The sequence below is a fragment of the Promicromonospora sp. Marseille-Q5078 genome, assembly GCF_050315395.1.
Classification (GTDB): Bacteria; Actinomycetota; Actinomycetes; order Actinomycetales; family Cellulomonadaceae; genus Isoptericola.
In genome coordinates, this window is sequence record NZ_JBNPQG010000001.1 from 1,280,457 (window position 1) to 1,298,877 (window position 18,421).

Genomic DNA, 18,421 nt, shown 5'->3' on the forward strand with positions numbered 1-18,421 from the left:
CTCCCGCATCCCCGCGCCACCACGAAAGGCAGCCCCATGACCCCCGACCGACGCCCCGACCTCGTCATCGTCCTCACGGACCAGCACCGCGCCGACGTCTCCCGCCGGGAGGGCTTCCCGCTCGACACGACGCCGTTCACCGACGAGCTCGCCCGACGCGGGGTGTGGTTCGACCGGGCGTACACCACCTCGCCGCTGTGCTGCCCCGCGCGGACCAGCCTGCTCACCGGACGGTGGCCGTCGGCGCACCGCGTGGTGCAGAACCCCGCGCAGGACCAGGCCGTGTTCCACACGGACCTGTTCGGGACGGCGCGGGCGGCCGGGTACGCCACCGCGCACGTCGGGAAGAACCACACCTACCTGGGGGAGCAGGACGTCGACCACTTCGTCGACTACATGCACCAGGGCCGCGTCGGGGGGAGCACGGACCCGGACGAGGCCGCGTTCGAGGAGTGGCTCGACGGCCTGAACTTCCACAACGCCGACGAGCCGGCGCCCTTCCCCGTCGAGCTGCAGAACCCCTACCGCATCGTCTCCGACACGATCGCGTGGGCGGACTCCGTGCCCGACGACCAGCCGCTCCTCGCCGTGGTGTCGTTCCCGGAGCCGCACAACCCGTACCAGGCGCCCGAGCCGTACTACTCGATGTTCCCGCCCGAGGACCTCCCGCCGCTGGTCGCCGGCAAGGAGAGCCTCGACGACCTGCCCTTCGCGTGGCGCTACCTGCACGGGATCGGCGAGGCCGCGTTCGCCGACTACGACGACGTGGTGGACCGTGCGCGCTCGAACTACCTCGGCATGCTGCGGCTCGTCGACGACCAGGTGCGCCGCCTGCACGAGCACCTCGGGCGCACCCGCGGGGCCGCCGGCCGGCGGCCGCAGGTCATGGCGCTGACCGCGGACCACGGGGACTTCGTGGGCGAGTACGGGCTGCTCCGCAAGGGGGCCGAGATCTCCGACATCCTCGCCCGGGTGCCCCTCGTCGTGGCCGGCGACGACGTCCGCCCTCCCCGCGCGCCGGAGGACCAGGGGGCGCGGGGCGCGCACACCGCGCACGTCTCGATCGCGGACCTGCTGCCGACGCTGTGCGAGGCGATGGGCGCCGCCACCCCGCCCGGGGTGCAGGGCCGCAGCCTGTGGCAGCTCCTCACCGGCGCCGACTTCCCGCACGAGGAGTTCGCGAGCGCCTACGTCGAGCAGGGCATGGGCGGCCTGCCCTACGGGCCGGAGGACGTGACGGACGACCGGCGGCCGGGCCTCTTCCACGACCGCCCCGGCGGCGAGGCGCGGTTCGACGAGCTGAACGCCGTCACGCAGAGCGGCCGGCGGCGCAAGGTCCGGTCGGGGGACTGGACCCTGTACGCGGACGTCACCGGCGGCTTCCGCTTGTACGACGTCGGCACGGACCCGCTCGAGCTGCAGGACCGGTGGGCCGACCCCGCGCTCGCCGCGGTCCGGGAGTCGCTGCTGCGGGCGCTCGCGGTCTGGCAGATGCGGGCCGAGGACCCGCTGCCCGTGGTGCCGCGCGGCTACCCGGTGAAGGCCGACCCCCACGGGTACGTCGCCCCGTACGCCTGACCCGCCGCCGGCCAGGCGGTCGACGTCGGGGGGCGGCCGTCGGCGCTCGCGGCGCGCTCGGCGTTGACGCGCTCGGCCCAGGTGCGGTGGGCGCCGGCCTGGGCCGTGTGCAGCGCGTCGAGCGCGGTGCCGCGCAGGTGCGGGTGCCGCACGAGCTGGGCGTCGAGCACGTCGAGCGTCGCGAGCACGTCGACGTCCGCGCTGTGCAGGTCCCCGTCGCCCTCGATCCCGTACAGGGCGCACAGGTCGCCGAGGCGTCGCTTGCCCTCGCGGGCGCCGTCGAGCCAGCGGTCGAGGACGAGGGGGTCGAGCACCGGCGCGACGGGCCGGCCGAGCCGGTCCGGGACCGTCGGCAGGCCGTGCCGGGCGAGCTCGACGTCCAGGAGCGTGAGGTCGAACGACGCGTTGTAGGCGACGACGGGCGCGCCGTGGCGCACGTGCGCGACGAGCGTCGCGGCGATCTCCTCGAGGGCGGGCGCGGCCTCGAGGCCGCGCGCGCGGGCGTCGGCGGTCGTGATGCCGTGGATGGCGGTGGCCTCGGCGGGGATCTCGACGCCCGGGTCGAGGAGCCAGGTGTGCACGGTGCGCGAGCCGTCCGGGCCGCGCAGCACGAGCGCCGCGGTGACGATGCGGTCGGCCTCGACGTCCAGGCCGGTCGTCTCCGTGTCGAAGCCGAGCAGGGGCCCGCGGGACCAGCCCACGTCGGGCGAGATGGCGGCCGGTGCCGCCCCTCGGGCGTCGTGCTCCGCGTCCGTCGTCATGCCGCCGTCCTCCTGGTGCCTGCCGGGGCCGGGCCCCGTCCTGGCACCGGACTGTGCCACCGGCCACCGACAGCACGCGCCGGTAGGCTGTCCGGGTGAGCAACGAGATCGAGATCGGACGCGGAAAGCGTGGCCGCCGCGCATACTCCTTCGACGACATCGCGATCGTGCCCTCGCGGCGCACGCGCGACCCGAAGGACGTCTCCGTGGAGTGGCAGATCGACGCCTACCACTTCGACCTGCCGATCATGTCGGCGCCGATGGACTCCGTGATGAGCCCCGCCACCGCGGTGGCGCTCGGGAACCACGGCGGACTCGGCGTCCTCGACCTCGAGGGGCTGTGGACGCGGTACGAGTCGCCGGAGGCCCTGCTGGCCGAGATCCGCGACCTGCCCGCCGAGCGCGCGACGCAGCGCATGCAGGAGATCTACGCCGAGCCGATCAAGCCCGAGCTGATCACGCAGCGACTCAAGGAGGTCCGCGCCGCCGGCGTGACCGTCGCGGGCGCGCTCTCCCCGCAGCGCACGCAGGAGCACTACCAGACGGTGGTCGACGCCGGCGTCGACCTGTTCGTCATCCGCGGCACCACCGTGTCCGCCGAGCACGTCTCCGGCAACGCCGAGCCCCTCAACCTCAAGCGGTTCATCTACGAGCTCGACGTACCCGTCGTGGTCGGCGGCGCGTCCACCTACACGGCCGCGCTGCACCTGATGCGCACCGGCGCGGCCGGCGTCCTCGTCGGCTTCGGCGGCGGCGCGGCCCACACGACGCGCGTGGGCCTCGGCATCCACGCGCCGATGGCCACGGCCGTGTCCGACGTCGCCGCGGCCCGTCGGGACTACCTCGACGAGTCGGGCGGCCGGTACGTGCACGTCATCGCCGACGGCGGCGTCGGCCGCTCCGGCGACATCGTCAAGGCGGTCGCGTGCGGTGCCGACGCCGTCATGCTGGGCGCCGCGCTCGCCCGGGCGTCCGAGGCCCCCGGCGAGGGCTGGCACTGGGGCCCGGAGGCCCACCACCACGCCCTCCCGCGCGGCGAGCGGGTCGAGGTCGGCACCGCGGGCACGCTCGAGCAGGTCCTCTTCGGGCCGAGCGGCACGGCCGACGGCACCCTGAACCTCGTGGGCGCGCTGCGCCGCGCCATGGCCACCACCGGGTACTCCGACCTCAAGGAGTTCCAGCGGGTCGAGGTCGTCGTCTCCCCGTACCAGCCGCGGTGAGCGCCGACGTCGCGACCGGGGGCGCGCTCGGCCTCGCCTTCCGGGAGATCGGCGACGACGACGTCGAGCAGGTCGTCGCGCTGTGGGAGGCCTGCGGCCTGACCCGGCCGTGGAACGACCCGCGCCTCGACATCGCCGACGCGCGTCGCACCCCGACGTCGACGGTCCTGGTCGCCTGCGAGGGCGAGACCGTGGTCGCCTCCGCGATGGCCGCCTACGACGGTCACCGCGGCTGGCTCTACTACGTCGCGGTGGACCCGGCCCAGCAGGGCACGGGCCTCGGGCGTGCAGCCGTCGACGCCGGCGAGGAGTGGCTCCGCGCGGCAGGTGCCCGCAAGGTGCAGCTCATGGTCCGGAGCACGAACCCGCAGGTCGTGAGCTTCTACGACCGGCTCGGGTACGCCGACCAGGAGACCGTGGTCCTCGGGAAGTGGTTCGGCGCCTCGCGCTGAGAGCGAAAGGCCGGGCGAACCGGGGACGACGGTTGCCGCGGTGTCGCCCGGTCCGACTAGGGTGGCGGCCATGTCCACCGCGCACGAGGGCGATGGCGCTCTCGAGGAACTCCTCGACCCCGAGCTGCCCGCCGCCACCTATGTCCTGGAGCCCGACGTCGTGGAGCCGCTCACGCGGCGGATCGTCACGTCACACGCCGTCGGGACGCACCGCTCGACCCTTCCGTTCACCGGCGCCCCGCTGGCCGCCTTCCCGCTGTCCTCGCCGGACGACGTGGCGGCCGCCGTCGGCCGCGCGCGTGCCGCGCAGGGGGACTGGGCCCGCACCACGGTGCGGGAGCGCACGGCTGTGCTCGACCGCCTCGGCGCGCTGGTGCTGGAGCGGCAGTCGGAGATCCTCGACCTGATCCAGATGGAGTCGGGCAAGGCGCGCCGCAGCGCGTTCGAGGAGGTCGCCGACGTCGCGATCGCGTGCCGGCACTACGCCGTCCGCGGGCCGGGATACCTGGGTGCGCGCCGGGTGCCCGGCATGCTGCCCGTCCTCACCGGGGTGCGCGTGCACCGCCGGCCGGTGGGCGTCGTGGGCGCGGTCACGCCGTGGAACTACCCGCTGTCGCTGGTGCTCTCCGAGGCCGTGCCGGCGCTGCTGGCGGGGAACGCCGTGGTGCTCAAGCCGGACCCGCAGACCACCCTGTCGGCGCTCTGGGTCGCGGAGGTGCTCCTGGACGCCGGGCTGCCGGAGGACCTGTTCCTCGTCGTCGCCGGCGGCGGCGACGTCGGCGCCGCGCTCGTGGACCAGGTGGACCACATCGCGTTCACGGGCTCGACGGCGACCGGCCGCAAGGTCGCGGCACGCGCCGGCGAGCGGCTCATCGGCACGACGCTCGAGCTGGGCGGCAAGAACCCCCTGTACGTCGCGGCCGACGCCGACCTGGACTCCGCGGTGCCCGGGGTGGTGCGGGCCTGCTTCTCCAACTCCGGCCAGCTGTGCATGTCGATCGAGCGGCTGGTGCTGCACGAGCGGATCGCCGACGCCTTCCTGGACCGGTTCGCCCAGGCCGTCCGCGAACTGACGCTCGGCACTGGTCTCGACTACACGGCGGACGTCGGCTCCCTGGTCTCCGCGGGGCAGCTCGAGCGCGTCACCCGGCACGTCGACGACGCGCTCGCCAAGGGCGCCCGGGCGCTCGTCGGCGGCGTGCACCGCTCCGACGTCGGGCCGTTCTTCTACGCCCCGACCGTGCTCGACAACGTCCCCGAGGACGCGCTGTGCTCCCGCGAGGAGACGTTCGGGCCCGTGGTCGCGGTGACGCGCGTGGCGTCCGACGACGACGCGGTGCGGGTCATGAACGACACCGAGTTCGGCCTCAACGCGAGCATCTGGTCCACCGACGTCGCCCGGGCCCGGCGCCTGGCGGCGCGCGTGGAGTCCGGCACCGTGGTGATCAACGACGGGTACGCCTCCGCGTGGGGCTCCGCCGCCGCGCCGATGGGCGGGTTCAAGGCCTCCGGGCAGGGCCGCCGGCACGGGCGCGAGGGCGTCGAGGCGGTCACCGAGGTCCAGACCGTCGCCGTCCAGCGCGGCGCGCGGCTCGGCGCCTCCCTCGACACCCTGTACGCGCTCGGCGGCGAGACGCCGAGCCGCGTGCTCACGGTCGCGCTGGGCGCGATGCGTCGGCTGCGCCTGCCGTAGGCCCGTCCGAGGGCTGGGGGCGGCGCAGGAAGGAACTCAGCGCGGCCCGCGCGGCGGGCTCGTCGAGGAGGCGTGCGAAGAGGGCTCCCTCGTCCTCGATGCGGGCCAGGACGGCGTCCTGGCCGCCGGCCCGCAGCAGCCGCTTCGTCGTCACGACCGACGCGGCGGGCTTCGCGGCCAGGCGCGCCGCCTGCGCCTGCGCGTAGCCGAGGACCTCCGTGTCCGGCAGCACCTGGTTGACCAGGCCGGCGTCCGCCGCCGCGGCGGCGCTGAACGGGTCCCCGAGCAGCAGGGCAGCCGCGGCGCGCTGGTGCCCGACGACCTGCGGCAGCAGCAGGCTGGACCCCGCCTCGGGGACCAGGCCGAGGTCCACGAACGGGAACAGGAGCGTCGCACCCTCGCCGGCGTACACGAGGTCGCAGTGCAGCAGCATCGTCGCGCCGATGCCGACGGCCGGCCCGCGCACCGCCGCGACGAGCGGCTTGGGGAACCGCACGAGCGTCCGGAGGAAGCGGTACACCGGGGCGTCGGGTCCCGTCTGCGGATGGTCGAGGAAGTCGCCGATGTCGTTGCCCGCGCAGAACACCGTGCCGTGGCCCTGGATCACCACGGCCCGCACGTCCGCGTCGGCCTCCGCGGCGTCGAGCGCGTCCGCCAGGGCGGCGTACATCGCGGCGGTGAGCGCGTTCTTCTTGGCGGGTCGGTCCAGGGTCACCGTGGCGACACCGCCGGTGACGTCCGTGCGGACTGCTGCGTCGGTCATGACCGGACGATAGCGGGCGGACGCGAGAGCGCGTCAGAGCTCGCGCGCCGCCGCGCGCCACGACGCGGGCACCTCGCGCACGTGCCACCACACCCAGCGCCGCGGCGTGGCGCTGGCGGCCGAGACGCCCACGCCCTGCGCGTCCAGGCCGGCGCGGGCGCAGCTGAACAGGGCGCGGCGCAGGTGGTAGTCCTGCGTGACGACGACGGCGGTGCGCGCCCCGGTGAGCTCGGCCGTGCGGCGGCAGGACGCCGTCGTGTCGAGGCCCTCGCGGTCCAGCGTCAGCGCCTCCTCGGGCACGCCGCGCCCGAGGATCCAGTCCCGCATGGACGCGGGCTCGTCGTAGGGCGTGCCGTCCGGGCGCGGCTGTCCGTCGCCGCTGAGCACCACGCGGCCGGCCGCCCCGGCGCGGTACAGCTCGGCCGCGGCGTCCAGCCGGCGCTGCAGGTACGGCGACGGGGTGCCGTCGGGACGCAGCCCGGCGCCGAGCACGAGGATCGCGTCCACCGGCTCGACGGCCTCGACGGACGGGCGCACGCGCGCCTGGCCGGTGAGCTGCACCCATGCGACCGGGACGGCGACGGCCAGGGCGAGCGCCCCGAGGGCCGTCGCGGTCACGGCCAGGGCGTGCCGGCGGGTGCGGCGCGGCCCGCGCGCCGAGGGGTTGCCGGCCGGGCCGTCGGCCGGAGTCGTCGGGGTCACGCCCGCAACCTAGCGGCCGGCGGTCAGCGCGGCGCGCTCGGCGCGCAGGTTGGCGGCGGCCGGCCCGGCCCAGCGGCCCGCCGCGGCGGACGAGCGGAACAGGTGCGGCAGCCCGGCCAGCTGGTCCAGGACGGCGGCGCGGCCGGTGCGGAACGCGGCGTCGGGCACGTGCCCGTACTCGGCCCGCACCTGGGCGGCGTACCGGGCGTACCGGCCCGGCTCGGCGCCGAGGACCGCGAGGTCGGCGTCGCTGACCAGCGCCCCGGAGCCGTCGCCCGGATCGGGGTCGTGCGCCGTCGTGACGAGCACGAGCCGGGCGACCTCGGCCACGTCGTCGGCCGTCAGCAGGCCGTCCCGGCCTGCGGGCCGGGCCAGCCCGACGGCCGGCCCGAGCAGCCCCGCCACGAGCGCCGCGGAGCGCTCCTCGTCCCGCCCCGCCTCGCCGTCGTGCACGGCGTCGTGGAACCACAGCGCGACGGCGGCGTGCCACGGCGAGCCGTCGGCGCCGTCCGCGACGAGCAGGTCCAGGGCGTCGAGGGCGTCGGCCAGGTGCAGCCGGGAGTGGTAGACGCGGTGCGGCTCGCGCCAGCGGTCCACGAGGTCGCGCCCGGCCGCGCCGACGGCGGCCTCCGAGCCGCCGCGGTCGTCGGGGACCCACAGCGCCTCCCACCGCACGCGCAGCGCGTCGCGCGACGCGCGCCGCCGCTCCCGGCCGGGCACGCGCAGGCCCGAGCCGGCGAGGCGGCGCGAGAGCTCGCCGCCCGTGACCGGCACGGCCCCGGCGGCGACCAGCGCGTCGTGGCTCTCGGCGGGCACGTCGTAGTGGTCGAGGTCGAAGGCGCGATCGCCCACCCCCTGGGCGCGGGCGAACGAGCGCAGCTCGTGCAGCGAGGAGTCGGAGACCAGGTGGGACCAGAGCCGGCCGTGCGCCGCCCAGGCCGGCGGGTCGAGGAGGAGCGTCATCGGCCCGCCCGGCGGTAGGTGAGCGCCCCCGGTACGTCACCGCGGTCGCCGAGGTCCTCGCCCCGCGCGAAGGCGCCCCAGACGGCGCGCACCCGGCGGGCGCTGCGCTGCAGGTCGTCCCAGGGGGCGCCGTCCGTGAGGGCGGCGGTCGCCCAGGCCTTCGCGTCGCCGAACAGCAGGGGGAGGTCCACCGTGTGCGCGGCGCCCCAGGGGTTGCCCGGCGCCGCCCACGTCACGACGTACCGGTGCGCCGAGCCCCCGGCGGCCGCGTGGCGGGCGGCGAGGCGGCGTGCGGGCCGGCCGTAGACCTTCGCGGTGACGAGGGAGACCAGCGCCCGCCGCGCCCACGGGCCGACGACGGGCAGCCCGACGAGCCGGCGCACGGCCGGCAGGCGGCGGACGAAGAGCCGCGCCTCCTCGGCGGTGCTCCCGACGAGCAGCGCGACGCGCGGCGCGACGGCGTCCCACGCGGCCTCGATCTCGTCCTCGGGCGGCAGCGGGTCGTGGCCGTACTGCGTGCCGAACGGCATCGCGGCGCGCAGGCCGTACGCCCGCGCCATCTGGGCGACCCGCTCCTCGGCGGCCACCACGTCGTCGACCGGCGTCCGGGCGGAGACCCCCGCGGCGGCGCGCGCCATGGCGTCGTTCATGCGGGCCCGCCCGCGGGAGATGCCGAGCGGCGCGCTCTGCACGATCGCGCGGGAGAACAGGTCGGGCGCCTCCGGCACGGCCATGAGGTGCGCCACGGCGTCACCCCCGGCCGACTGGCCGAACACCGTCACCCGCGCCGGGTCCCCGCCGAACGCCGCGATGTTGCGCCGCACCCAGCGCAGCGCCTCGAGCTGGTCGAGCAGCCCGAGGTTCGCGGGCCGCTCCGGGCCGTCGCCGAGGTAGCCGAACAGCCCCAGCCGGTACGTGACCGTGACGACCACCACCCGCTGCTCCGCGACCAGCGGCCGCGGGTCCATGATCGGCACGTCGCCGGCGCCGGTGATGTACGAGCCGCCGTGGATCCACACCATGACCGGCAGCCGGTCGTCGGGGCGCGCATCGGCGGGCATCGTCACCGACAGGTTCTGGCAGTGCTCGTCCACGGGGACGTCGCCGGCGGCGGAACCCAGCACCTCGTCGAGGAACGGCACGGGCGCCTGCGGGCAGGCGGGGGACCAGGAGGTCGCGTCGAGGAGCTCGGTCCGGTCCTCGACCGGGGCGGGTCGCGCGAAGCGGTCGGCGCGCGCGTACGGGATGCCGGTCGCGCGGCGGACGTCGCCGTCCGCCCAGCCTCGGACCGGCCCGCAGGGTGGCGTGAAGGTGAGCATCGACGTCGAGGCTAGCCCCGGGAGGCCGGTTCGCCCTGCGGGGCCGTCGGCCGGCCGACGAGCGCGCGGCGCACCTCGCCGACGATCGCCGACATGGCCGCCTCGGCGGCGTCGGGGTCGCCGTCGGCCACGGCCCGCGCGACGGCCTCGTGCTGGTCGAGCGCCTCGGGCACGGGGGAGGCGGGCATCAGCCCGAGGTGCGTGCGCCCGGACAGCACCTCGGCGACGACGTCGGCCAGCGGGCCGAACATCTCGTTGCCGCTGGAGCGCAGCAGCAGCTCGTGCATCCGGACGTCGAGGGCGAGGAACTCCGTGAGGTCGCCGGCCTCGCCCAGCGTGCGCATGCGCCGGGCGAGGTCCACGAGCTCGCCCCGCACCTGCGGGGTGGCGTTCCGGGCGGCGCCCGCGGCGGCCAGGGGCTCGACGGCGTGCCGCAGCTCGGTGAGGCTGCGGAGCTGCGCGTCGCGGCCCGGGCCCTGCAGCCGCCACCGGATGACGCGCGGGTCGAGCACGTTCCACTCGTCCATGCCGAGGACCACGAGGCCGACCCGGCGGCGCGAACGCACCATCCCGAGGCCCTCGAGCATGCGCATCACCTCGCGCGCGACGGTCCGGGAGACCCCGTGCCGGCTGCCGATCCCGTCGAGGGTCAGGGGGGTGCCCGGGGCGACGTCCCCGCTGGTGATCGCCCGCCCGAGCGAGTCGAGCACGGCGGCGTGCAGGGACGGTGACGGCATGGGCCGAGCCTATCGGCGCGGGGGGAGGCCCACCAGCGATTGGTGTGACCAGTCTTGTCAAAGGTGCTACCAATGATGCATGCTCGGACGGCGCGGCGACGCAGCAGTCGTCGCGGGACCCGCCACGGTGCGGGTCGCCGATCGAACAGGGAAGTCGACATGGACACTGTCGTCACGAACGAGCACGTGGTCGTCATGGGCGTCGCCGGCTCGGGCAAGACCACCGTCGCCGGGCTCCTCGCCGACCGTCTCGGCGTCGACGTCGCCGAGGCCGACGAGTTCCACCCCGCCGCCAACATCGAGAAGATGTCGGCCGGCACCCCCCTCACCGACGCCGACCGGGCTCCCTGGCTCGCCGCGATCCGCGACTGGCTGAGCACGGAGACCGACGCCGGGAGGCCCGCCGTCGTGACCTGCTCGGCGCTGAAGCGGGCCTACCGGGACGTCCTGCGCGGCGCGCGCGGCCGCGTCCGCTTCGTCCACCTCGACGGCAGCCCGGAGCTGCTCGCCGACCGGATGGCGCACCGCAGCGGGCACTTCATGCCGACCACCCTGCTGCCCTCCCAGCTCGCCACGCTCGAGCCGCTCGAACCGGACGAGGACGGGATCACGGTGGACGTCGCCGCGCCCCCGCAGGACGTCATCGACACCGTCACCGCCTGGCTCGCCGCGCGCGCCTGAGACCCCCGCCGCACCCCGCGGCACCGTTCGCCCATCCCGCACGACCGTCGACGAGGACTTCGCCATGCCCACAGACGACTGGACCCAGACCCTCACGGCCGGGCCGCTGCTCGCCATCGCCGCCGGCGCGGTCGCCCTGCTGCTCTTCCTCATCATCAAGGTGCGCCTGCACGCGTTCCTCGCGCTCGTGCTGGTCAGCCTGCTCACCGCGGTCGCCGCGGGGCTGCCCCGCAGCGGCATCCTGGACGTGCTGCTCGACGGCTTCGGGTCGACCCTCGCGTCCGTCGCCCTGCTCGTCGGGCTGGGCGCGATGCTCGGCCGGCTGATCGAGACCAGCGGCGGCGCCAAGGTGATGACCGACGTGCTCATCGCCCGGTTCGGGGAGAAGCGGGCCCCGCTGGCGCTCGGCGTCGCGTCCCTGATCTTCGGCTTCCCGATCTTCTTCGACGCCGGCCTCGTCGTCATGCTGCCGATCGTGTTCGCCGTGGCGCACCGCCTCGGCGGGTCGCTGCTGCTGTACGGCCTGCCTGTGGCGGGCGCGTTCTCGGTGATGCACATCTACGTGCCGCCGCACCCCGGCCCCGTCGCGGCGTCCGAGTTCCTCGGCGCCAACGTGGGCCTGGTCCTGCTCCTCGGCCTGGTCGTCGCGATCCCCACCTGGTACGTGACCGCCTACCTCTTCGGCAGGTTCGCCGGCCGCCGGTTCGAGCTCCCCGTGCCCGCGATCCTGGGCCGCGCGGACGCCGTCCAGACCGCGAACCCGCCGCGCTTCGGCACCGTCGTCGGCATCCTGCTGCTCCCGCTCGTGCTGATCTTCGCCAACACGGGGCTGGAGACCGCGGTGTCCGCCGGCTGGGTGGACGGCGACAGCCCGGTCGTGGGCTGGGCGGGCACGATCGGCTCGACGCCGGTCGCGCTGCTGATCACCGTGCTCGTGGCGGCGTGGGCGCTCGGCCGTCGCCGCGGCGTCGAGGGCACCGTGCTGGAGCAGACGCTCGACTCCGCGCTGGGGCCCGTCTGCTCCGTCATCCTCATCACGGGCGCCGGCGGCATGTTCGGCGGCGTGCTGCGCGCGTCCGGCATCGGCGACGCGCTCGCGGACGTGCTGAGCGACCTCGGGCTGCCGGTCATCGTGGCGGGCTTCGTCATCGCCGCCGTGCTCCGGGTGGCGCAGGGCTCCGCGACGGTGGCCCTGACCACCGCGGCCGGGCTCATCTCCCCGGCCGTCGCGGCCGGGGACTTCACCCCGACGGCGACCGCGACGATCGTCCTCGCCGTCGCCGCCGGGTCCGTGGTGCTCAGCCACGTCAACGACTCGGGCTTCTGGCTGGTGGGCCGGTTCTTCGGCATGGACGTGAAGACCACGCTGCGCACGTGGACCGTCATGGAGACCGGCATCGGCGTCATGGGCTTCGCGATCGCGTGCCTGGTGTTCGCGCTCGCCTGACGGCGACGGCCCCGGCGGCCCCGACGCCCGTCCTCAGCCCGCGGTGACGGCCGAGGACGGGTGCCGGCCGTCGACGGCCTCCACGCACTGCCGCGCGATCGCCAGCTCCTCCATGGTGGGGATCACCATGACCAGCGTGGACGTCCAGTCGGGGGAGATGATGCGCTCGTCGTGCCGCGACGCGGTGTTGCGGTCCGGGTCGACGGCGATGCCCATGCCCTCCAGGCCCTCGCAGACGGCGGCCCGCACGGCGGCGTCGTTCTCGCCGACGCCCGCGGTGAACGCGACCACGTCCACGCGCCCGAGCAGCGCCGCGTACGCGCCCACGTACTTCTTCAGCCGGTGCACGTACACGTCGAAGGCGAGGGCCGCGGCCTCGTCGCCGCCGTCGATGAGGCGGCGCAGCTCGCGGAAGTCGTTCACGCCGGACAGCCCCAGCATCCCCGAGCGCTTGTTGAGCAGCGTGTCGAGCTCGTCGATGCTCATCCCCGCGTTGCGGGCGAGGTGGAAGACGACCGCCGGGTCGACGTCGCCCGACCGCGTGCCCATGACGAGGCCCTCCAGCGGCGTCAGCCCCATGGAGGTGTCGATCGGCACGCCGCCGCGCACCGCCGACGCGGACGCCCCGTTGCCCAGGTGCAGCACGATGGTGTGCAGGTCCTGCACGCGCCGGCCGAGCACGCGCGCCACCTTGCCCGCCACGTACTGGTGGCTGGTGCCGTGGAAGCCGTACCGGCGCACGTCGTAGGTCGCGGCCACCTCGCGGTCGATGGCGTACGTGTACGCCTCGGCGGGCAGCCCCTGGAAGAACGCGGTGTCGAAGACGGCGACGTGCGGCACGTGGGGCAGCAGCTCGCGCGCCACCCGGATGCCCTGCACGTTGGCCGGGTTGTGCAGCGGCGCGAGCGGCACCAGCGCGTCGATCCGCGCCACGACGTCGTCGTCCACCACGACCGGGCCCGAGAACTCCGCCCCGCCGTGCACCACCCGGTGCCCGACGGCGTAGATCCCGGCGTCCTCGAGGTGCGGGCCGATCTCGGCGAACATGCCCAGCGCGAGCCGCAGCGCCTCGCCGTGGTCCGGCACCTCGAGCTCGCGGCGGGTCTTGTTGCCCGCGAACGTGTGCGTGACGATGCCCGTGCCGCCGGCCTCGCCGATCCGCTCGACCGTGCCCGCCGCGATCGCCTCGCCGCCCACCGGGTTGACCAGCTGGTACTTCAGCGACGACGAGCCCGAGTTGAGCACCAGCACGGACCCGTGCGCCCCGTACGCGCTGTACGGGGTGGGCCGCTCGGCCTCGGGGACGATGCTCATGCGGAGCCCTCCTTCGCGTCGGTCGGCGCCGGCGCCAGCGCCTGGGCCTGGATCGCCGTGATGGCCACGGTGTTGACGATGTCGGCCACGAGCGCGCCGCGCGACAGGTCGTTCACCGGCTTGTTCAGCCCCTGCAGCACGGGGCCGACGGCCACCGCGCCGGCGGAGCGCTGCACCGCCTTGTAGGTGTTGTTGCCCGTGTTGAGGTCGGGGAAGACGAAGACGGTCGCCCGGCCCGCCACCGACGACTCCGGCAGCTTGGACGCCGCGACGGACGCGTCGACGGCGGCGTCGTACTGGATCGGGCCCTCCACGGACAGGTCGGGGCGGCGCTCGTGGACGAGCTGGGTGGCGGTGCGCACCTTGTCGACGTCCGCGCCCGAGCCGGAGGTGCCCGTGGAGTACGACAGCATCGCGACCCGCGGGTCGACGCCGAACTGCGCGGCCGTGGCCGACGACGAGACGGCGATGTCCGCGAGCTCCTCCGCGGTCGGGTCCGGGATGACCGCGCAGTCGCCGTACACCAGCACCCGGTCCTGCAGGCACATGAGGAAGACGGACGAGACCACGGAGACGCCGGGCTGGGTCTTGACGATCTCGAACGACGGCCGGATGGTGTGCGCCGTCGTGTGCGCGGCGCCGGAGACCATCCCGTCGGCGAGGCCGAGGTGCACCATCATCGTGCCGAAGTACGACACGTCGGTGACGATCTCCCGCCCTCGCTCCACCGTCATGCCCTTGTGGGCGCGGAGCCTGGCGTACTCCGTCGCGAAGAGCTCGACGTGCTCCGGGTCGGTGGGGGAGAGCACCGTGGCCGCGGCGATGTCGAGGCCGAGCTCCGCGGCCCGCGCCCGGATCGTCGTCTCGTCGCCCAGGATCACGAGGTCCGCGATGCCGCGCGCCAGCACGGTGGAGGCCGCGCGCAGGATGCGGTCGTCCTCGCCCTCGGGCAGCACGACGCGCCGCCGGTCGGCGCGGGCCCGCTCGATGAGCTCGTACTCGAACATCAGCGGCGTGACGACGGGCGTGCGCGGCAGGTCCAGGCGGGCCAGCAGCGCCGCGCCGTCCACGTGCTGCTCGAACAGCGCCCGCGCGACGTCGATCTTGCGGGTCGAGGTGACGGTGACGTACCCGTGCGTCTCGGCCGCGCGCCGGGCCGCCTGGTAGGTGCCGAGCGCGGTGGCGACCACCGGCACGCGCGGGCCGAGCGCCGACAGCAGCTGCGCGATCGTGCCCCGCGGCACGTACCCGCCGGTGAGCACGATGCCCGCCAGCGACGGGAACGTGACGGCGGCGTGCGCGGACAGCAGCCCCAGCAGCACGTCCGACCGGTCGCCCGGCAGGATGACGACCGCGCCGTCGGACAGGTGGTCGAGCACGTGCTCGAACGACATGGCGCCGACGATGACGTCCAGCGCCTCGCGGCCCAGCAGGTCCGGGTCGCCGAGCATGAGCGTGCCCTCGACCGCCTCGGCGAGCCGGCCCACCGTGGGGGCGTGCAGGAACGGTTCCTCGGGCACGGTCCACACCGGCAGGTCGAGGTCGCCGAGCAGCGCCGTCGCGCCCGCGGCGAGCACCGACGGGCCGCACCGGTTCACCACGACGCCCACCGGCTGCGCGTGGTTGGCGCGCAGCTCCGAGACGCTGAGGCGCGTCAGGGCGCGCACCTCCTCGGTCGACCGCTCGCGGCCCGAGGTGACGAGCAGCACCGGCGCGCCGAGGTTTGCCGCGACCCGGGCGTTGAACGCCAGCTCCGTGGCGCCCGTGACGTCCGTGTAGTCCGTGCCGACCACCACGACGGCGTCGCACCGCTCCGCCACCGCGTGGTAGCGGTCCAGGATGCTGGACAGCGCGGCCTCCGGGTCGGCGTGCACGTCGTCGTAGGTGACGCCGACCGCGTCCTCGTAGGCGAGGTCCACGCCGTCGTGCTGCAGCAGCATCTCCAGGACGTGGTCGCGCGGGGCGTCGCCCCCCGCGTCCGACGCCGGCGGCGACGGCACGCGGGAGACGGCCCGGAACACCCCGACGCGGGACACCTGCCGGACCAGCAGGTCCAGCACGCCCAGCGCGACCGTCGACTTGCCGGTCTCGCCCTCGGGGGAGGCGATGTAGATGGAGCGGGACGTACCGGTCACTCGTTGTCGCCACCCGTCGCCGCCGCCGCGTCGTACTCCGGGCCGCCGGTGGCGGTGCCCGTGTCGCCGGCGTCCGGCCACACCCACTCGCGCACCTCGGGGAGGTCCTCCCCGTGCTCGCGGGTGTACTGCCGGGCGGTGAGGCGGGCGTCGACCATCTCCTGGCGCAGGCCCGCGTAGGTGGAGCGCAGGGACGGCACCCGGTCGATGACGTCGATCACCAGGTGGAAGCGGTCGATGTCGTTGAGCATCGCCATGTCGAAGGGCGTCGTCGTGGTGCCCTCCTCCTTGTACCCCCGCACGTGGATGTTGGCGTGGTTGGTGCGCCGGTACGTGAGGCGGTGGATGAGCCAGGGGTACCCGTGGTAGTTGAAGATCACCGGCTTGTCGGCCGTGAACAGCGTGTCGAAGTCCTTGTCCGACAGGCCGTGCGGGTGCTCCTTCTCGTCCTGCAGGCGCATGAGGTCGACGACGTTCACCACCCGGACCTTGAGGCCGGGGATGCGGTGGCGCAGGATGTCCGCCGCCGCGAGCACCTCGAGCGTCGGCACGTCGCCCGCCGCGCCGAGCACGACGTCGGGGGACTGGCCCTCGACCTCGGTGCCCGCCCACTCCCAGATGCCCAGGCCGCGGGTGCAGTGCGCGATCGCCTGCTCCATCGTGAGGAACTGCGGCGCCGGCTGCTTGCCCGCCACCACGACGTTCACGTACTGCCGGCTGCGCAGGCAGTGGTCGTAGGTGGACAGCAGCGTGTTCGCGTCCGGCGGCAGGTACACCCGGACGATCTCGGCCTTCTTGTTCACGACGTGGTCGATGAAGCCCGGGTCCTGGTGGCTGAAGCCGTTGTGGTCCTGGCGCCACACGTGGCTCGACAGCAGGTAGTTGAGGCTCGCGACCGGCCGCCGCCACGGGATGTGGTTGGTGACCTTGAGCCACTTCGCGTGCTGGTTGAACATCGAGTCGACGATGTGGATGAAGGCCTCGTAGCTGGTGAACAGGCCGTGCCGCCCGGTGAGCAGGTAGCCCTCGAGCCAGCCCTGGCACTGGTGCTCCGACAGCTGCTCCATCACCCGGCCGGCGCGGACCAGGTGCTCGTCGACCTCCGGCGAGAAGTACTCGGCGTTCCACTGCTTGCCCGTCACGTCGAACGTGGCCTGCAGGCGGTTGGACGCCGTCTCGTCCGGACCGAAGATCCGGAAGTTGTCCGGGTTGCGGCGGATCACCTCGGTGAGGAACTGGCCCAGCACGCGCGGCGCCTCCACCGCGCCGGCCCCGGGGGCGGGGACGTCGACCGCGAAGTCGCGGAAGTCGGGCAGCCGCAGGTCGCGCAGCAGCACGCCGCCGTTCGCGTGCGGGTTCGCGCTCATACGCAGCTCGCCCGCGGGGGCCAGCTCGCGGATGTCGTCGAGGATGCGGCCGTCGTCGTCGAACAGCTCGTCGGCCGCGTACGACCTCAGCCACTCCTCCAGCACCTGGAGGTGCTCGGGCGTGTCCCGCGCGCTGGCGAGCGGGACCTGGTGCGCCCGCCACGAACCCACCGTCTTCTTGCCGTCGATGTACTCGGGCCCGGTCCAGCCCTTCGGCGTGCGGAACACGATCATCGGCCACGCCGGCCGGGGCATGTCCTCGCCCTCGACGGCGGCGCGCGCCTTGATCGCGGCGATCTCGTCGAGCACCTCGTCCAGCACCGCGGCGAAGCGGCGGTGGATCGACTCGTGCGACTCGTCGGAGCCGTCGGCGACCTCGAACCAGTGCGGCGTGTGCCCGTACCCGACCATGAGCGACTCGAGCTCGTCGCGACCGATGCGGTCGAGGATCGTCGGGTTGGCGATCTTGTACCCGTTGAGGTGCAGGATCGGCAGCACGACGCCGTCCTGCGCAGGGTTGAGCAGCTTGTTCGAGTGCCAGCTGGTGGCGAGCGGGCCGGTCTCCGCCTCGCCGTCGCCCACGACCGCCGCCACCAGCAGGTCCGGGTTGTCGAACACCGCGCCGTACGCGTGCGACAGGGCGTACCCCAGCTCGCCGCCCTCGTGGATGGACCCGGGGGTCTCGGGGGCGACGTGGCTCGGGATGCCGCCCGGGAAGGAGAACTGGCGGAAGAGCCGGCGGACGCCGTCGGCGTCCTCGGTGATGTCCGAGTAGAGCTCGGAGTACGTGCCGTCCAGGTAGGTGCTCGCGACGAGGCCCGGGCCGCCGTGACCGGGGCCGGCGACGTACACCGTGGACTGCTCGCGCTCCTTGATCGCCCGGTTGAGGTGCGCGTACAGGAAGTTCAGGCCGGGCGTCGTGCCCCAGTGGCCCAGCAGGCGGGGCTTGACGTGGTCGCGGGTCAGCGGCTCGCGCATCAGCGGGTTGTCGAGCAGGTAGATCTGCCCCACGGACAGGTAGTTCGCCGCCCGCCACCACCGGTCGATCCGGTCGATCGACTCGGCCGAGAGCTCGGTACCGCCGCCGGCGCGCCAAGGCGTGGGGGTGGCGGACGGGGTGGTCGTGGTGCTCATCACACGCTCCAGGGGCTCGGGGAAGTCCGGCGCCTTCATTCCACCGCACCCCGGACCCGAACGCAGCACGACCCGCGAGGTCAGGAGCGTGACGTCGATCTGGCGGACCGTCAGGTGCCGCCGCCGCACCGATTCCGTCGGCGGGCGCCGCGCGG

15 protein-coding genes are annotated in these 18,421 nt (G+C 74.7%); 6 read left to right on the forward strand and 9 right to left on the reverse strand.

What is annotated here, in order from left to right; genetic code table 11:
• Window positions 1-36 precede the first annotated feature (36 nt).
• Complete coding sequence (locus tag ACQFYA_RS05930; RefSeq protein WP_499122184.1) at window positions 37-1,578, forward strand: sulfatase family protein; 1,542 nt, start codon at window positions 37-39, stop codon at window positions 1,576-1,578.
• Here the strand turns inward: ACQFYA_RS05930 and ACQFYA_RS05935 are convergent.
• Window positions 1,530-2,339, reverse strand: a complete 810-nt coding sequence (locus ACQFYA_RS05935) for an exonuclease domain-containing protein (RefSeq protein ID WP_499122186.1) — start codon at window positions 2,337-2,339, stop codon at window positions 1,530-1,532. The genes ACQFYA_RS05930 and ACQFYA_RS05935 overlap by 49 nt on opposite strands.
• Window positions 2,340-2,434: 95 nt before the next feature.
• Here ACQFYA_RS05935 and ACQFYA_RS05940 point away from each other — a divergent pair, with 95 nt between their 5' ends.
• The 3 genes from ACQFYA_RS05940 (at window position 2,435) to ACQFYA_RS05950 (ending at window position 5,704) form a co-directional block, all read left to right on the forward strand.
• On the forward strand, window positions 2,435-3,559 hold the full coding sequence (locus ACQFYA_RS05940; RefSeq protein WP_499122188.1) for a GuaB3 family IMP dehydrogenase-related protein: 1,125 nt from the start codon (window positions 2,435-2,437) through the stop codon (window positions 3,557-3,559).
• On the forward strand, window positions 3,556-4,011 hold the full coding sequence (locus ACQFYA_RS05945; protein WP_499122190.1) for a GNAT family acetyltransferase: 456 nt from the start codon (window positions 3,556-3,558) through the stop codon (window positions 4,009-4,011). Before ACQFYA_RS05940 ends, ACQFYA_RS05945 begins: the two co-directional genes overlap by 4 nt.
• 70 nt (window positions 4,012-4,081) lie before the next feature.
• Entirely contained in the window at window positions 4,082-5,704 is a 1,623-nt protein-coding gene (locus ACQFYA_RS05950; protein ID WP_499122192.1) for a succinic semialdehyde dehydrogenase, read from the forward strand.
• On the opposite strand, the gene ACQFYA_RS05955 is transcribed toward ACQFYA_RS05950, so the two are convergent.
• The 5 genes from ACQFYA_RS05955 to ACQFYA_RS05975 are packed head-to-tail and all read right to left on the reverse strand — an operon-like array spanning window position 5,661 to window position 10,188.
• Window positions 5,661-6,467 carry an enoyl-CoA hydratase-related protein gene (locus ACQFYA_RS05955; RefSeq protein ID WP_499122194.1) on the reverse strand — a complete coding sequence of 269 codons (807 nt, stop codon included), beginning with the start codon at window positions 6,465-6,467 and terminating at the stop codon, window positions 5,661-5,663. The two genes, ACQFYA_RS05950 and ACQFYA_RS05955, sit on opposite strands and share 44 nt — an antisense overlap.
• A 33-nt stretch (window positions 6,468-6,500) precedes the next feature.
• Window positions 6,501-7,169, reverse strand: coding sequence for a SanA/YdcF family protein (locus ACQFYA_RS05960; RefSeq protein WP_499122196.1), 669 nt, complete (start codon window positions 7,167-7,169; stop codon window positions 6,501-6,503).
• A 9-nt stretch (window positions 7,170-7,178) separates the two neighbouring features.
• Window positions 7,179-8,132 (reverse strand): DUF4031 domain-containing protein, encoded by a 954-nt coding sequence (locus tag ACQFYA_RS05965; protein ID WP_499122197.1) that lies wholly within the window; start codon window positions 8,130-8,132, stop codon window positions 7,179-7,181.
• Entirely contained in the window at window positions 8,129-9,451 is a 1,323-nt protein-coding gene (locus ACQFYA_RS05970; protein ID WP_499122199.1) for a carboxylesterase family protein, read from the reverse strand. The genes ACQFYA_RS05965 and ACQFYA_RS05970 overlap by 4 nt, the downstream gene beginning before the upstream one ends.
• 11 nt (window positions 9,452-9,462) lie before the next feature.
• Entirely contained in the window at window positions 9,463-10,188 is a 726-nt protein-coding gene (locus ACQFYA_RS05975; RefSeq protein WP_499122200.1) for a FadR/GntR family transcriptional regulator, read from the reverse strand.
• A 159-nt stretch (window positions 10,189-10,347) separates the two neighbouring features.
• Between ACQFYA_RS05975 and ACQFYA_RS05980 the strand changes: the two genes are divergently transcribed.
• A complete protein-coding gene (locus ACQFYA_RS05980) occupies window positions 10,348-10,869 on the forward strand; it encodes a gluconokinase (protein ID WP_499122202.1) in 522 nt (173 codons plus the stop codon).
• Between the two features lie 64 nt (window positions 10,870-10,933).
• Window positions 10,934-12,316, forward strand: a complete 1,383-nt coding sequence (locus tag ACQFYA_RS05985; protein WP_499122203.1) for a GntP family permease — start codon at window positions 10,934-10,936, stop codon at window positions 12,314-12,316.
• A gap of 33 nt (window positions 12,317-12,349) precedes the next feature.
• Here ACQFYA_RS05985 and ACQFYA_RS05990 read toward each other — a convergent pair whose 3' ends face one another.
• From ACQFYA_RS05990 to ACQFYA_RS06000, 3 genes are read right to left on the reverse strand one after another with little or no spacing between them, the layout of a single operon-like run.
• Window positions 12,350-13,630, reverse strand: coding sequence for an acetate/propionate family kinase (locus ACQFYA_RS05990; protein ID WP_499122204.1), 1,281 nt, complete (start codon window positions 13,628-13,630; stop codon window positions 12,350-12,352).
• Window positions 13,627-15,765, reverse strand: coding sequence for a phosphate acetyltransferase (gene pta / locus ACQFYA_RS05995; RefSeq protein ID WP_499122205.1), 2,139 nt, complete (start codon window positions 15,763-15,765; stop codon window positions 13,627-13,629). The genes ACQFYA_RS05990 and pta overlap by 4 nt, the downstream gene beginning before the upstream one ends.
• Window positions 15,762-18,266, reverse strand: coding sequence for a phosphoketolase family protein (locus ACQFYA_RS06000; RefSeq protein WP_499122207.1), 2,505 nt, complete (start codon window positions 18,264-18,266; stop codon window positions 15,762-15,764). Before ACQFYA_RS06000 ends, pta begins: the two co-directional genes overlap by 4 nt.
• Window positions 18,267-18,421 lie beyond the last annotated feature (155 nt).

Coding starts and splice junctions, on each gene's coding strand:
- ACQFYA_RS05975 (WP_499122200.1), bottom strand. CDS start 10,188: ATGCCGTCACCGTCCCTGCACGCCGCCGTGCTCGACTCGCTCGGGCGG.
- ACQFYA_RS05935 (WP_499122186.1), bottom strand. CDS start 2,339: ATGACGACGGACGCGGAGCACGACGCCCGAGGGGCGGCACCGGCCGCC.
- ACQFYA_RS05950 (WP_499122192.1), top strand. CDS start 4,082: ATGTCCACCGCGCACGAGGGCGATGGCGCTCTCGAGGAACTCCTCGAC.
- ACQFYA_RS05955 (WP_499122194.1), bottom strand. CDS start 6,467: ATGACCGACGCAGCAGTCCGCACGGACGTCACCGGCGGTGTCGCCACG.
- ACQFYA_RS05990 (WP_499122204.1), bottom strand. CDS start 13,630: ATGAGCATCGTCCCCGAGGCCGAGCGGCCCACCCCGTACAGCGCGTAC.
- ACQFYA_RS05985 (WP_499122203.1), top strand. CDS start 10,934: ATGCCCACAGACGACTGGACCCAGACCCTCACGGCCGGGCCGCTGCTC.
- ACQFYA_RS05930 (WP_499122184.1), top strand. CDS start 37: ATGACCCCCGACCGACGCCCCGACCTCGTCATCGTCCTCACGGACCAG.
- ACQFYA_RS05970 (WP_499122199.1), bottom strand. CDS start 9,451: ATGCTCACCTTCACGCCACCCTGCGGGCCGGTCCGAGGCTGGGCGGAC.
- ACQFYA_RS05980 (WP_499122202.1), top strand. CDS start 10,348: ATGGACACTGTCGTCACGAACGAGCACGTGGTCGTCATGGGCGTCGCC.
- ACQFYA_RS05965 (WP_499122197.1), bottom strand. CDS start 8,132: ATGACGCTCCTCCTCGACCCGCCGGCCTGGGCGGCGCACGGCCGGCTC.
- ACQFYA_RS06000 (WP_499122207.1), bottom strand. CDS start 18,266: ATGAGCACCACGACCACCCCGTCCGCCACCCCCACGCCTTGGCGCGCC.